The sequence below is a fragment of the Amycolatopsis tucumanensis genome (genome assembly GCF_021654135.1).
Taxonomy (GTDB): Bacteria; Actinomycetota; Actinomycetes; order Mycobacteriales; family Pseudonocardiaceae; genus Amycolatopsis_E; species Amycolatopsis_E tucumanensis.
The window spans coordinates 536,116-550,703 of sequence record NZ_JAKGSD010000001.1 but is presented as its reverse complement, the minus strand read 5'-3'; the positions used below and the strand labels follow the sequence as shown (position 1 = coordinate 550,703).

Here is a 14,588-nt window from a genome sequence, read left to right as displayed (position 1 = left end):
ACGCAGATGGACGAGCGGACTTCCCACGGCCTGCGGCGCCGCCTGCCGATGGCGTTGCTGGTGGCGGTCGTGGTCGCCGGTGTCGCGGTGGCGGTGTCGGCGGCGGGACGGCCGCTGCCCGGGCTGAACGTCGCGCCGGGCGGGCACTGGGTCGCTTTCCCCGGCCTGGACCGGGTTTTCCACATCAACGGCTCGGCCCGCACCGTGGACGCCTCGGCGGAGGTGCCGGGCCTGGAGCCGGGCAGCCAGGTCGTGCAGGGCGAGACGAGCGGGTACGTGGTGGGGCGGTCGCGGATCCACGAGTTCGGCAAGTCCGACCTCAGCGTGGAGCGCAGCTTCGTCCCGCCGACCGGCGAGGTGCCGGTCGCGATCGAGACGCCGGGCGGGCCCTACCTGGTCTACCGCGAGGCGGGCCGGGTGGTGCGGCTCGGCGACGGCGCGGTGACCATCCCGGCGGGCGGCGTGCTCGGCGACCCGGTGGCCACTCCGGACGGCACGGTGTGGTTGCACCGCCTGGATTCCGGGGTGCTGTGCCGGCTCCCGCGCGATGCGGAGCAGGTGTCCTGCCCGGTGGCGGCTCCCGCAGGCCACACCGGCGGGCTGACCGTGGTCGGCCGGGACGCCGCGTTCGTGGACACCACCTCCGACGTGCTGCGCCCGGTCACCGGGGACGGGTTCGGCGAGCCGGTGCCCGCGCGGATGGACCTGCCGCCCGGCGCCCGGATCGCCCCGGCGGACGCGGACGGCCGGGTGGCCGTGCTCGACCCGGCGACCCGGCGGCTGCACCTGGTCGACGCGGCCGGGCTGGACGGGCGGCGCGCGCCCGCGACGCCGATCAGCCTGGCGCTGGCCGACGGCGACTACGCCGGCCCGACGGTCAGCGGGTCGTCGGTGGTGCTGCTCGACCTGACCCGCAGCACGGTGCTGACCTACAGCAGCCAGGGCGATCCGAAGCGGACGATGCCGGTGCCGCCGGAGGCGGGCGAACCGCGGCTGGCCCGCGGCGAGGACGCCCGCGTGTACGTGGACGGCGCCGAGGGGCGGCACGTGCTGGTGGTGGACCACGACGGCGCGGTGAACCAGGTGCCGGTGGTCGGCACGCAGCGGCCGGACGAGCCGGGCGCGCCGGTCGCCCCGCCGCCGGAGTCGCCTGTTTCGCAGCCCCAGAACGGACCGGCGCAGAATGGACCGGTCCAAAATGGACCGGCGCAGAACGGGCCGCCGCCCGGTGGGGGTCAGAACCGGCCGCCGTCGGGTGGTGACGGGGGCCGGCCGCCGGGGCAGACCCAGTCGCCGCCGTCGTCGTCCCGGGCCGTGCCGCCGCCGTCGCCTCCGCCGGTGCCGGCGAGCCCGCCGGGCCTGCCGCCCGGGCTGCGCGCCACCGTGCAGGGCGAGAACGTGCAGCTCACCTGGGGTGCGGCGCCGCCGAACGGCGCGGCCGTCACCGCCTACCAGATCTCCTGGCGGCCGGGGTCCGGCGCGGGCGGGGCGATGACCCGTCCGGGCAGCGCGCGGTCGGCCACGCTGAGCGGGTTGCAGCAGGGCGTGACCTACACCGTCACGGTGGTGGCGGAGAACAGCGCCGGGCGGGGAGCGCCGGCCACGGTCCAGACGCTGGTGCCGGTGCAGCGGACCCCGCAGATCACGATCCGCCGGGGTGAGGACACGACCTACGACGGTTGTGAGGCGCCGGACTGCGCTTACATGCACGTGGAGATGACCGGGTTCGACCCCAACACCAGGTACGAGGTAGAGGTGTTCTCCGACAACACGGATTACTCCAACCCGGGCCGGGGCGTCCGGACCGACGCGGAGGGCAACGAGGTGTTCGAGGACTTCCCGTTCGAGAGCGTCGGCTACCGCGTGTGGGTCGAAGTCAACGGTGTCCGTTCCAACTACTACGTATGGCCGGGGGGATAGTGCAGAGCGCAACACGAGCGGGCGAGGTCGCCGGGCTGATCGCGAACAACGTGCAGCAGGTGATCCGGGGCAAGCCGGAGCTGGTGCGGCTGGCGGTGGCCGCCCTGCTGGCCGAGGGGCACCTGCTGATCGAGGACGTGCCCGGCCTCGGCAAGACGACGCTGGCGCGGTGCCTGGCGCGCAGCATCGGCGGGAAGTGGAGCCGCATCCAGTTCACGCCGGACCTGCTGCCCGGCGACATCACCGGCGTGAGCGTGTTCCACCAGAAGGACGAGGAGTTCGGGTTCCACCCGGGCGCGGTGTTCGCGAACATCGTGGTGGCCGACGAGATCAACCGCGGCACTCCGAAGACCCAGTCCGCGCTGCTGGAGGTCATGTCCGAGCGGCGCGTGACGGTGGACGGCGTGGCGCACGAGGTGCCGCGGCCGTTCCTGGTGGTGGCCACGCAGAACCCGATCGAGATGGAGGGCACCTACCGGCTGCCGGAGGCACAGCTGGACCGGTTCCTGATGCGGTTGTCGGTCGGCTACCCGGACGTGGCCTCCGAGGTGCTGGTGGTCATGAGCGAGTGCGCCGGCGTCACCGCGGACGAGCTGCCCACCGTGGTCGACATCGGGGTGTTGCGCCAGGCCATCGCGGAGGTGCGCGGGTCGCACCTGGACCGGGCGGTCGTGGAGTACGCGGCCCGGCTGGCGGCCGCGACCCGGGAGCACGCGGCGGTGCGGTTCGGCGCGAGCCCGCGTGGCAGCATCGCGCTGGTGCGGACCGCGCAGGCGCTGGCCGCGACCGACGGCAGGGCGTTCGTCACCCCGGACGACGTCAAGGACGTGGCCGTGCCGGTGCTGGCGCACCGCCTGATCCTCACCGCGGACGCCGAGCTGAACGGCCGCGGCACCGCCGAGATCGTCGACGAGGTCCTGGCCGCCACCCCGGCGCCGGCGATCGGCGCGGCCCGGCGGTGAGGCGGCGGCTGACCGGGCGCGGCGTCGCGGTGCTCGTCGCGGCGGTGCCGCTGCTGGTGTTCGGGCAGTGGGGCGGGTACCCGCTGTTGCGTGCGCTGGGGGCGGTGGCGCTGGTCGCCGTGCTCGCCGCGGTGGCCGTCACGGCGCGCGGGCTGGGTGTCGAGGTGCGCCGTGCCGTGTACCCGGACCGGGTCGAACGGGGCAGTGCCGCGCTGGCGCGGCTGCGGGTGCGCAACCCGGGGCAGCGGCGGCAGGCGGCGTTCCTGGCCACCGACGGGATCGGCGGGCAGGCGCAGACCGTCTCGGTGCGCGCGCTCGCGCCGGGCGCGGAGGCCACCTACCACTACGAGCTGCCCACCGGCGCGCGCGGGCGGCACCCGGTCGGCCCGCTGACGTTGCACCGGGCCGACCCGTTCGGGCTGGCCGTCAACCGCAAGCCCACCGGTGAGACCTCGGACCTGTGGGTGCACCCGCGGCAGCTGCCGGCCCGGGTGCTGGTCAGCGGGCACCCGCGGCACCACCACGACGGCGCCCGCACCGACGACGCGCTGCGCGGCTCGATCGACCTGCAGGACGTGCGCGAGTACGTGCCCGGGGACGAGGTGCGGCACGTGCACTGGAAGGCGACGGCCCGCACCGGGCGGCTGATGGTGCGGGACCTCGTGGACCCGGAGCAGCCGCGGTTCACGCTGCTGCTGGACACCCGCGCCGGATCGCTGTCGCCTGCCGGGTTCGAGGAGGCGGCCGACGTGGCCGCGTCGCTGCTGGTGGCCTCGGCGCGGGCCGGGCACCCGTCGCGGCTGGTCACCGCGGGCGGGCTCGACCTGCCCACACCCGGCGGCCTGCCCGCGACCCGGCAGTTGCTGGACGAGCTGTGCCAGGCGACGCAGGCCCCGGCGGACGCGCTGGTGCCGCCGGCGCTGTCCGCACGCGGCGGCGCGGGCGGATGCCTGGTGCTGGTCAGCTCGGCGCGCGCGGAGCCGCCCGCACTGACCTGGCTGCGGGACCGGTTCGACACGATCTTCCTGGTCGCGCTGGAAGGACCGGGACCACGAATGGCCGCGGCGCCGGGCGCACGGGTGCTGCTGGCCGCCGACGCGGTGCAGGCGGTGCGGTTGTGGAACGAGGTGGCGGGGTGAGGCACGCCTGGACATCGCACGTGTCTGCTGTGGACTGCCGTTCGTGGCTGCGCTCAGCGCACGAGGTGACGGCGTGAAGCACACCTTCGTCGCACGACTGTCGCATCCGGACTGTCCAATCACATGGTCCGGGGTGGTCGGATGAGCACCGCACGTGGAGATCGCGCCGCGATCACCCCCGCCGCCGGGGTGGTGCTCGCGGCTGTGGTCGCGGGGTTGCTGTTCGCTCCGGTGTTCGGCCTTTCCGCGCTCCTGGCGCCGGTCGGGGTGCCCGCGGCCGTCGTGCTCGTCGTCGTCGCCGTGATGCGCACGCCGGGCTCGCTGGCTTGGCGGCCCCTGGTCGCGCTGGTCGCCGGCCTGCTCGCGGTCGTCGAGACGACCCTGTGGCCGACCACCGTGGGCGGGGTGCCCACCGGTGAGACCCTGCGTGCGCTCGCCGACGGCGTGTCCCAGTCCTGGCAGCTCGCCCTGCGCTCCACCTGGCCGGCCCGTCCCGAGCCCGCGGTGCTGCTGTTCGTGCCGCTGCTGACGGTCCTCGCGGCGGTGCTCGGCGCCGAACTGCTCCGGCTCACCCGGCCACTGGCCGCGCTGGTGCCGAGCCTCGCCGTCGTGGTGCTCAGCCAGTTCTACGCGGCGGCGTCCGGCTGGGGCGCGGTGGGCGCGGCGCTCGCGTACGCCGTGGCGGCGGGCGCCGTGCTCGCCACCGGGCGCGGGCAGGGGCGGCGGCCGGTGTTCCCGTCCGCGGCCGTCGCGCTCGCCGCGGCGGCCGTGGTGGTCGCCGGGGTCGCCGTCCCGTCCCCGCCGGCGAAGTACTCCCTCAAGGACGAGCAGCTCGCCCCGCTCACGCAGGTCCAGATCGCCAACCCGCTGGACGACATCGCCTACCGGCTCGCCCACCCGGGCACGCCGGTGTTCCGCGTCGACGGCGCGGCCGGGGTGGACCGGTGGGCCGTGGCGGTGCTGGACGAGTTCGACGGCGTCAACTGGTCGCCCGGCGCCCGCTACCGCACGCTCGGCAGCGAACTCCGGCCGGGCCCGGCGGTGACCGTGCCGGTCGAGGCGCGCACGGCCCGGATCTCCGCCGTCGACCTCGGCGGGCCGTGGCTGCCGAGCCAGACCTGGCCCGCCGGGGTGAGCGGCGCCGAGCCGCTGGTGGAGGAACAGCAGGGCACCTTGCTCGTGCCGGACGGCGGCCGCGCCGGCGACTACACCCTGACCTGGTGGGCGCCGCAGATCCCGGCGGGTTCGCTGTACGGCGCGGCGATCGACCCGGACGCGCCCGGCGGCCTGTCCGGCGTCGGCACGGTGCCGCCCGGGATCACCGAGCTCGCCGAGCGGGCGGTGAACGGCACCCGGCCCACCTTCCAGGCGGCGCTCGCGCTGGAGCGGTTCTTCCGGGAGAACTACCGGCTCGCCAGCGGCCAGAACCTGCCGACCGGGCACTCCTGGCCCCAGCTCGCGGAGTTCCTGCTGACCGCCAAGCGCGGCACCAGCGAGCAGTTCGCCGCCGCCTACGTGGCCCTGGCGCGGGTGCGGGGCATCCCGGCTCGGCTGGTGGTCGGCTTCCGCGCGCCGACCGGCACGACGGTGGTGAGCAACGGCGACGTGCTGGCCTGGCCGGAGGTGGCCGTGGAGGGCGTCGGCTGGGTGCCGCTCGACCCGACGGGCACCGCCGCGCCCGGAGCGGCCGCGGGCGCCGGGCTGGCCGCCGCGACCGCGGGGGCACGGGCGCAGCTGCCCGCGTCGCAGGACCTGCTCGACCCACCGGTGGCGGCAGGAGAGGGCACCGGCGACGGGAACGGCGGGACCGGCCGCTTCCCGTGGGCGGTGACGGGGGCGGTCCTGCTCGCCGTGGTGCTGCTCGGGGTGTTCGGCGTGCCGCTGGCCAAGGGCGTGCGCGCGTGGCGGCGACGGCGCCGGGGTGGATCCGGCGCGGTGATCGGCGCCTGGGAAGAGGTGCGGGACCGGCTGCGCGGTCATGGCGTGCCCGTCACGGCGGGGATGACCGTGCGGGACCTGGCGACCGCTGCCGCCCGGTTCGTGGATCAGTCCACTGTGGAGGAGCTGCGGTCGCTGGGCCGGACGGTGGACGTGGCGCTGTGGTCGGGCGCCGGGCCGGACGAGGGCCGGGCGGCGCAGGCGTGGACGGCGGTGCGCCGGGTGCGGCGCGGCCTCGCCCGGCGGGGCGTGCGGGCGCGGCTCCGCGCGGCGTTCGAGCCGTGGACGCTGCTGCGGCGGGTCACTTGACGCAGTTCGCGCCGCGGATCGGTTTGGCCTGGCTCTCGTAGACCTGGTTGCCGTCGGTGGCCTGGACGAGGAAGCAGTACTTGCGCACCGGATCCACCGGCACCCGGTGGCTGGTGTTGCGCTGGACGAGGACGGTGGTGCTCCGCTCGCCCTCGGCGGCGACGATGACCGCGAAGTCCAGCGCCTCGCTGCTGCGCCAGGACAGTTCGACGTGATCGCCGAGGTCGACCGGGTCGTTGAGGTCCAGTTGCACCGCCCGCCCCGACGGCGAGGGCAGCCCGGGAGCCCCGATCTGCGGCGGCACGGCCGCGACGTCCAGTTCCTCCGGGGTGTTCACCAGCACGAGCACGGCGGCCACCGCGAGCGCCGACAACACCGCCAGCGCCACGACGACGGAATTCATCCGCCTCGGCCGTCGGCGCGGGCGGTCGGCCGGCCCGTACTCGACGAGCGGCGTGCCCAGCCGCGGCCCGCCCGGCGCCGGATGCGGGGCGGCGGGCCAGGGCGCTGCGGGTCGGTTCCCGGCCGCGGGGGGCCCGTGGGGTGCCGGCCCGGCCGGCGCCGCCGAGGCATGGGGGACCGGCGGCGAAGCCGGATTCGGCTGCGGCCCCGCGGGACGCAGGGCCGTGGGATGTGTGCCCGGGGGCGGCGTCCCCGGAGGCAGGGCGCCCAAGGGGGCCGGTGGCGCGGTCGGCGATGGCGCTCCTGCCTGCGATCCGTGCGGGATGCCCGGGGGTGGTCCCGCTGGCGCCCCCGCTTGCGGGGCCAGTGGTGGCGCGCCCAAGGGCACTTCCCCTGTCGGGTTGTGCGACGGCGGCCCCGGATGCGATCGCAGCGGGGGCCCGCCCGGAGGTGGCCCCGGCGCCACCGGCGGCCCGCCCAAGGATGGCGCGCCGAAGGACCCCCCGAAGTCGTCGAACGCCGGCCGCACCTGGCCGGGGGCCGGGGCGGCCATCCGGGCGGCCACGGTGGCCGCGTCGAGGGGGCGCGCGTCGGGGGACCGGGCCAGCAGCGCCGTGATCAGCTGCGCCAGCCCCGGCGGCAGATCGCTCCGCTCCAGGGGCGGCGCCGGCTCGTGCAGCACCCGCAGCACCAGCTCGCCCTCGGGCTCGCCGGGCCGTCCCTGGTGCGGCGACCGGCCGGTCAGCGCCAGGTACAGCACCGCGCCCAAGCCGTACAGGTCGGACCGCTCGTCGGCGGTTCCGTCGCGCAGTGTCTCCGGCGCCAGGAACCCGATGTCGCGCGCCGGGTCGCGGGGGAAGGCGCGGCGCAGCGCCAGGCCGAAGTCGGACAGCACCGCCTCGCCGGACGGCCGGAACAACACGTTCCCCGGGGTGACCCCGCCGTGCACCACCCCGGCCGGGTGCGCCGCGGCCAGCGCGGACGCCAGCGAGCGGCCCAGCGCCACCGCGTCGGCGGCCGCCATCGGCCCGAACGCCCCCACCAGCTCGGGCAGGGACTGCGCGCACAACTCCATCCGCAGGGCGCACCGGCCGTCCGGGAGCTCGCGCACCGCGTCGGCCACCAGGACCGGCGCCCTGCCCCGCACCGAGGCCAGCGCGGACAGTTCGGCGTCCAGCTCGGCGCGGGTGCCGCGGTCGAGCCGGCCCGGGTAGACCTTGAGCGCGAACGCCGTCCCGGCCGCCTCGTCCACCCCGGCGAACACGGTGGCGCTCGGCCCGTCGCCCAGCGGAACCAGGTCGCCGGGTGCGTCCCCCGCTGCCGTCATGGTGGTCGTCCTCGGAATCGCCGCCGTCGCCGGTCCCATGGTACGAACCATCACGCCCCGACCGCAGCCAGCACGTCCTCGAGCCGGAGTTCACGCAGCTCGGCGGGGTCCGGGATCCGGCCGAGCCGCCGCAGCCGCCCGGACTGGGCCTTCCGCACGGCCTCGAACAGCTTCCGGGCGTCGCGCGCGTTGCCGAACGCGGGATCGGCCGAGATGCGGTCGAAGTAGCCGGCGAGGACGGGCCGGGCGCGCGGGTCGAGCTCGTAGTCGCCGTCCGCCGCCATGCGGCCGGTGATGCCGACCAGCTGGTCCGGCGTGTAGTTCTCGAACTCGATCGTCTTCGCGAACCGCGACGACAACCCCGGGTTGGCGGCGAGGAACTGGCGCATCTCGGCGGTGTAGCCCGCGACGATCACCGCGATCTCCTCGCGGTGGTCCTCCATCAGCTTCACCAGCGTGTCGATGGCTTCCTGGCCGAAGTCGGCGCCGCTGCCGGTCTGCCGCGACAGCGTGTAGGCCTCGTCGATGAACAGCACACCGCCGAGGGACTGCTCGAACACCGTCGCCGTCTTCTCGGCGGTGTGGCCGACGTACTGCCCGACCAGGTCCCGCCGCGACACCTCGCGGAACTCCCCGCCGCCGAGCACCCCCAGTTCCCGCAGCAGCCTGCCGTAGGTCCGGGCCACCGTCGTCTTCCCGGTGCCCGGCGCGCCCGCGAAGATCAGGTGGTGGCTCAGCGCGCCGGTGGACAGCCCGGCCCGCGACCGCCACGCGTTCACCTGGATCTCGTCCACCAGCGACCGGACCTCGGCCTTGACCGCCGGCAGCCCGACCATGCCGTCGAGGTCCGCGAGCAGCGCGTCCAGCGGGCCGCCGGACGCCCCGGCCGGTTCGGCCACCACGGTCGCGGTCGCCGAGGCCGCGAGCCGCACCGCGGGCTCGGCGGTGTTGGTGACGTCGCACGCTTCGACCGTGCCGCCGCAGTGCGCGCCCACGTCGATGCCGACGCCGCCCGCGTCGCTCACCGAAACCCGCCGCAGCACCGGTTCGCCGCGGTGGGCCACCAGGACCCCGGCCTGGGCGGTGCGGATGATCCGGCAGTTCTCCACCACCGGCCGCGCGTGCTGGTAGACGTAGAGACCGCGCTGCCCGCACCCGCTCACGGCGCAGGACCGGATCACCGGATCCGCGCCCAGCCCGACGATCATCCCGTCGGCGGCGACGTTGTCGATGGTCACGTTCTCCACCACGCCGGACGTGCCTTCCAGCACCAGCCCGTGCTCCGCGCCGGTGATCGACACGTCGGTGATCGCGACCGGTCCCGGTCCGCGGACCGCGACGGCGGCGCCGCGCCCGGCGTGCACGCTGCAGCCGGTGAGCGTCAGGGCCGCGTGCTCGGCCTGCACCCCCGCCGCGTTTCCCGCCCGCACGGTCACCCCGTGCACGGTGAGCGCGCCGCCGCGGGCGAACAGCACCGGCACGTCCGCCCCGCTGCCGTCGAACACGACCTCGGCGCCCGCGGCCGCGCGGAGGGTCAGCGTGCGGTCCACCAGTTCCAGTGTCTCGGCGTAGGTGCCGGCGGCGATGGACACGCACGCGCCGTCCGGGGCGCCGAGCACCGCCTCGCCGACGGTGGCGTAGGCGCCGTGCCGGCCCGGCGCCACGAGCAGGGTCCGGGCGGCGGTCGTCATCAGCTCGCCCTCCCTGCCAGCCAGCCGTGCCCGGCGGCCTTGACCCCGGCCTGGAAGCGGCTGCGGGCGCCGAGCCGGTTCATCAGCCCGGCGACCATGCGCCGCACCGTGCGCACCGACACGCCGAGCGCGGCCGCCGCCGACTCGTCCGTGCAGCCCGCGGACAGCAGAGCCAGCAGCTCCCGGTCGCGCCCGGCCAGTTCCGCGCACGACGGCGGGTCGGCCGGGACGAGCGGCACCGCGGCCGGCCACAGGTGCTCGACCAGCTCCATGATCGTGCCGATCACGCTGGGCAGCCGGAGCACCGCGATGTCCCGGTGCTCCCCGGGCAGCACGGCGAGCGCGCCGTCGATGACCAGCGCCTCGACGGGCACGACGGGCATCGTGCGAATCTCCGCGCCGGCCTGCGCCAGCTTGCCGAGGCGCCGGGCGGGGCCGGGCGTCGTGCGCGCGGCGTCCGGGACGAGCATCCGGTAGCGGACCCCGCGGCCGAGGTTGGCGTGGTCGACCGGGCGGAACGTGCTGACCGGATCGGCGGGGCCGCCGGACAGCGAGCTGACGACGAGCACCTCGCGTTCGGCGGCGGCCAGCTTGGTGGCGACCCGCGCGTGCCGGGAGACCAGCGCCCCCGCGGACTGTCCATCGAGGACCGAAAGGCGCGGCGGGGCCTGGCGTGCTTCGAGTGCGGGCTGGGGGATCATGGCTTTCCTCCGATCGGCAGCGACGCGGCGACGGCCGGTCCGTGCTGGTTGTCCATTCGTTCCAGGCGCAGCCCCGGGGGCGGCGCCCACAGCAGCCGCGCGACGGCCGAATCGGCGGCGGCGTCGGTCGTGGCGGCGACCCGCACCACCGCGTCGTGCCCGGGCACGGTGACCGCGACGGTGCGGGCGGCGCCGGGGACGGCGGCGAGCAGCTGGTGCAGCGCGTGGATCCGGGCCCGCGGCGGGCGGGCGCCGAGGCCGGTCACGCGCACGCCGATCTGGGTGACCGGTCCCGCGCGCCAGCACCGCCGCTCCTCGGCGACCCGGTCCCGGCCGGGGCCGGTGTGGGTGAGCGCGGCGAGCGCCGCGCGCAGTTCCTGCTCGGTCAGGGCGACCGCGCCCAGGCCCGCGGCGCGGAGTTCGCGGTGCGTGCGGCGCACCGCGCCGGTCAGCGCGGTGAGCAGCTCGTCGTCGGTGGCCAGGCCGGGCTCGCGCACCGCGCGCACGGCGAGCCAGGCCCGGGTTTCGTGCGTCTGCCGAGGACCGCGGTGCAGGACCAGCTGGAGCCGGATCACCGGTGCTGTCCCGGATCCCGAGACCAGCGCTCCGGAGAGCGTGAGCCGGGCGAACGCACCGGGATCACCGCCGGTCGGGCGCAGGACGGCGAGCAGTTCTTCCTCGCGGCTGATCACCCCGGCCGGCACGCCCGCGACTTCGGCGGTGCGGATCCGGGCTCCCGGCGCGAGGTGGCCGAGCAGGTCCCCGCCGCGTGCCACGCGACGGCGCCGCCGCAGCAGGCGCGCCCGGAGCAGCACCTCGTCGGACAGCCAGCGGCCGTCCGCGCGGCCCGCGGTCCAGACCAGCAGGATCGCCGCGGTGGTCAGCAGGCCCGCCGTCACCGGCCAGGGGCGGCCGATCGCGATCAGGCCCAGCACCAGCGCGAGCTGCCAGCAGACGATCCGCAGCGCGGGCAGCTCGGGCGTGTGCCGCTGCTCCGGAATCTCCTCGGGCGGCTCGGCGAGGTGTCCGATGTGGACCGGCGCGGGCTGGGCCGGGGTCGTGGGCTGTGCCACGGGGCGTGGCGGCGCGGTCCTGGCAGGGGTCGCGGTGGTGGTGACGGCTTGGGCGGCGACGGTCGCGACCGGCCGCCCGGCGGTCTGCGGTGCGCCCGCGGCGCTGGGCCGCGGGGGCTGGTGCGTGGTCGTCGCCGGGAGCATGCCGATCACCTTGCCGGTCCGAACATGAGGATCCGATGACAACCAGCGCGGTGGCCGGTACCTGCCGGAACGGTTCCCGCCGCGGGCCCGCCAGCCCATGGTGGGGGCCATGACGACGACGAACCTCGTCCGGGTGACCATCGACGCGCCCGGACGGCGGATCGACCTCGCCGTGCCCGAGCGGTCGCCGGTGGGGGAGATCCTGCCGGGACTGCTGCGCCGGGCCGGTGAAAGCCTGCACGACGACGGGGTGGCCGGCGGGGGCTGGCTGCTCCGCCGCGGTGACGGCACCGTGCTCGAACCCGGCCGGACGCCGGCCGCGTACGGGATCCGGGACGGCGAGGTCCTGCACCTGGTGTCCCGGAGCCTGCACTGGCCGGAACTGTCCTACGACGACCTCGCCGACACCATCGCCAAGGGAGCCGGGCACACCGGGCGCCTGTGGGGGCCGGTGCACACCCGCGCGGCGGGCCTGCTGACCGGGGCGTTCGCCGTGCTGCTCGCGCTGGCCGCCGTGGTGCGGGCCGGGCCGCCGTGGGAGACGGCGGCGTGGGCCGCGCTCGGGGGCGGCGTCGTCCTGCTCGCCGCGGGCGCCGCGCTGGCCAGGGCGTTCGGCGACGCCGGCGCGGGTGCCGTGGTGGCCGCGCTCGCGATGCCGTTCGCCTTCGCCGGGGGAGCGCTGGCGCTCGCCGCCGGGCCGCAGCCGGCCGGGCTGGGCGCGCCGCAGCTGCTCGGCGGCTGTTCGGCGCTGCTGATCGCCGCGGTGCTGGGGCAGGTCGCCGTGGTCGAGCGCGCCGAGGTGTTCGTCGCCGGTCTCACCGCGAGCGTCGTGGGGGCGCTCGCGTCGTGGCCGGCGACCACGGACGCGCTGGACGGCGCGGACGGCGCGGCGGTGGCGGCCGTGGCGGTGCTGTTGTTGTCGCCGCTGTCCGGCCCGCTGGCGATCCGCCTCGGGCGGGTGCCGATGCCGGTGCTCCCGCGCACCACCGCGGACCTGGTGCGCGACGACCCGCAACCGCCCAGGAAGGCGGTTTACGCCGCGGTGGTGCGCGCCGACCAGTTGCTGACCGGGATGATCGCCGGGGCGGCGACGGTCACCGTGGTGTGCCTGTGCGTCGTCGCGCGGGCGGGCGGCACCGCGGTCGTCGTGCTGCTGTCCGTGCTGTCAGTGGGGTTCTGCCTGCGCGCCCGGCTCTACCCGGCCCTGCGGCACCGGGCGCCGCTGTTGCTGGCGGGGGTGGCCGCCGCGGGCGCGCTCGCGCTCGGCCCCGGCGCGCGGCTTCCGTTCGCCGTCACCGCGCCGGTGCTGATCGTGGTGGGCGGGCTGGCCGTGCTGGCGGGGCTCAGCCACAGCAAGCGGCTGCCCAGCCCGTTCCTCGGCCGCTACGCCGAGCTGCTCGAGGTGGCGGTCGTGCTCGCCTGCGTGCCCGTGCTGTGCGCGGTGCTCGGGGTGTACGGGCTGGTCCGCGGACTGGGCGGGTGAGCGGTGGCGTCCAAACGCGACCTGCTGCAGGCGCACCAGTTCCTCGCGCAGCGGGCCATTTCCGCGCTGGTGACGCGGGAGCCCGATCCGGAGCAGCCGCCGTTCCGCCGTCCGGGCGGGGCCGCGATCGGCAGCATCGTGCTGGGGGTGCTGGCCCTCGTCGCGGTCGGCGTGTACGGGCTGGTCAACCCCGGCGGGAATACGACGTGGCGGGACCGGCCGGCGGTGATCGTGGCGAAGGAGACCGGGGCGCGGTACGTGTACCTCGACGGGGTGCTGCACCCGGTGACGAACTACGCCTCGGCGCTGCTGGCGCTCGGTGAACGTGCCGAAACGGTGTCGGTGTCGCGCGATTCGCTCGCGGGTGTGCCGCGGGGTGCGGAGATCGGGATCCCCGGCGCGCCCGACTCGCTGCCGGACCCCGGGCAGCTGCTGACCGGTGGCTGGAGCCTGTGCTCACGGCCGGTGCCTGGCCCGGACGGCTCCACTGTGGACGAGTCGGTGCTGCTGGTCGGGGCCGGGGCGCCCGGGGGAGCGCCGGCGGAGGCGGTGCTCGCCGAGGTCCCGGCCAGCGGTGACCAGTACCTGATCGCCGGGGGCCACCGGCACCGGATCCGGCAGGCCGACACGGTGACGGTGGGGCTGGCGCTGCAGTCCGTGCCGAGGATCCGGACGGCCATGGCGGTGGTCGACGTGCTGCCCGCGGGGGAGCCGATCGCGCCGGTCCGGCCGGCCGGGCTGGGCGGTCCGTCGTCGGCGGTGCCGGGGCGGGCGGACATCCGCGCCGGGCAGCTGCTCGTCCTGGACACCGCGGGCAACCGGGAGCACTACCTCGCCGAGGCGGACCGGTTGCGGCCGATTTCGCCGCTGCAGTACGACATCCAGCGGGCCGACCCGGCGACGCGGCAGGCGTACGGGGGCGGCCAGCCGGTCGGTGTCCCGCTGGGACCGGCCGAAGCCGCGGAGGCCCGCATCGCGCCGGCCGCGGACGCGGGCCCGGGCGCGGCGCCCCGGCAGCGCCCGGAGTTCGCGGCGGGCGACACGATCTGCGCGACGTACGAGCCCGGGGCCGCGGCGCCGGTGGTGCACGTCGGCCCGCGGATGCCCGCCACCGCCGCGATGGCGACGCCGGGCCGGACCGTGCTCGGGATGCCACTGGCCGACCGGGTGTACGTCGAGCCCGGGCGGGCGGCACTGGTGGAGGCGATGCCGAGCGCGGGCGCGTACGCCGGGACGGTGCTGCTGGTGACCGACCAGGGGCGGGCGCACCCACTGGCCGACCGGAAGGTGCTGGGGGTGCTCGGGTATGGCGAGGTCGTGCCGGTGCGCTTGCCGGCGGGGATGGTCAGCCGGGTGCCGTTGGGGAGTGCTCTGGACCCGGCTGCTGTGTTCGGTTGAGCAGGGAGGTTCGGCCGGGCAGAGCGGTTGTGCCTGCCGGTGGGGCGTGCTGGCCGGGAGGAGAGAGCGAAGCCCGGCTGGCGCGCGGGCGCGCAAGCTGG

The 14,588-nt window shown here is 76.6% G+C and carries 10 protein-coding genes; 6 read left to right on the top strand and 4 right to left on the bottom strand.

Going from position 1 to position 14,588, the window contains the following annotated elements:
* Positions 1 to 6 precede the first annotated feature (6 nt).
* From L2C96_RS02810 to L2C96_RS02795, 4 genes are all read left to right on the top strand, one after another.
* A complete protein-coding gene (locus L2C96_RS02810; RefSeq protein ID WP_237334987.1) occupies positions 7 to 1,920 on the top strand; it encodes a fibronectin type III domain-containing protein in 1,914 nt (637 codons plus the stop codon).
* The gene (locus tag L2C96_RS02805) at positions 1,905 to 2,882 is read left to right on the top strand and encodes an AAA family ATPase (protein WP_051123558.1); all 978 of its coding nucleotides are present in this window, start codon (positions 1,905 to 1,907) and stop codon (positions 2,880 to 2,882) included. The genes L2C96_RS02810 and L2C96_RS02805 overlap by 16 nt, the downstream gene beginning before the upstream one ends.
* Positions 2,879 to 4,021: a DUF58 domain-containing protein gene (locus L2C96_RS02800; protein WP_237334986.1), complete on the top strand. Its 1,143-nt coding sequence runs from the start codon at positions 2,879 to 2,881 to the stop codon at positions 4,019 to 4,021. Before L2C96_RS02805 ends, L2C96_RS02800 begins: the two co-directional genes overlap by 4 nt.
* A gap of 141 nt (positions 4,022 to 4,162) precedes the next feature.
* Complete coding sequence (locus L2C96_RS02795) at positions 4,163 to 6,268, top strand: transglutaminase TgpA family protein (protein ID WP_237334985.1); 2,106 nt, start codon at positions 4,163 to 4,165, stop codon at positions 6,266 to 6,268.
* On the opposite strand, the gene L2C96_RS02790 is transcribed toward L2C96_RS02795, so the two are convergent.
* Genes L2C96_RS02790 through L2C96_RS02775 form a run of 4 tightly spaced genes read right to left on the bottom strand, consistent with a single transcriptional unit; the run spans position 6,261 to position 11,606 of the window.
* On the bottom strand, positions 6,261 to 7,997 hold the full coding sequence (locus L2C96_RS02790) for a protein kinase domain-containing protein (RefSeq protein WP_237334984.1): 1,737 nt from the start codon (positions 7,995 to 7,997) through the stop codon (positions 6,261 to 6,263). The genes L2C96_RS02795 and L2C96_RS02790 overlap by 8 nt on opposite strands.
* A gap of 50 nt (positions 7,998 to 8,047) precedes the next feature.
* Positions 8,048 to 9,688, bottom strand: a complete 1,641-nt coding sequence (locus L2C96_RS02785; protein WP_237334983.1) for a right-handed parallel beta-helix repeat-containing protein — start codon at positions 9,686 to 9,688, stop codon at positions 8,048 to 8,050.
* On the bottom strand, positions 9,688 to 10,389 hold the full coding sequence (locus L2C96_RS02780; RefSeq protein WP_020423507.1) for a helix-turn-helix transcriptional regulator: 702 nt from the start codon (positions 10,387 to 10,389) through the stop codon (positions 9,688 to 9,690). The genes L2C96_RS02785 and L2C96_RS02780 overlap by 1 nt, the downstream gene beginning before the upstream one ends.
* Positions 10,386 to 11,606: a hypothetical protein gene (locus L2C96_RS02775; RefSeq protein WP_237334982.1), complete on the bottom strand. Its 1,221-nt coding sequence runs from the start codon at positions 11,604 to 11,606 to the stop codon at positions 10,386 to 10,388. Before L2C96_RS02775 ends, L2C96_RS02780 begins: the two co-directional genes overlap by 4 nt.
* Positions 11,607 to 11,715: 109 nt before the next feature.
* Between L2C96_RS02775 and eccD the strand changes: the two genes are divergently transcribed.
* Together eccD and eccB are read left to right on the top strand one after the other, a co-directional pair.
* Entirely contained in the window at positions 11,716 to 13,089 is a 1,374-nt protein-coding gene (eccD, locus tag L2C96_RS02770; protein WP_237334981.1) for a type VII secretion integral membrane protein EccD, read from the top strand.
* A gap of 3 nt (positions 13,090 to 13,092) precedes the next feature.
* The gene (gene eccB / locus L2C96_RS02765) at positions 13,093 to 14,487 is read left to right on the top strand and encodes a type VII secretion protein EccB (RefSeq protein WP_237334980.1); all 1,395 of its coding nucleotides are present in this window, start codon (positions 13,093 to 13,095) and stop codon (positions 14,485 to 14,487) included.
* The last annotated feature ends 101 nt before the right edge of the window (positions 14,488 to 14,588 follow it).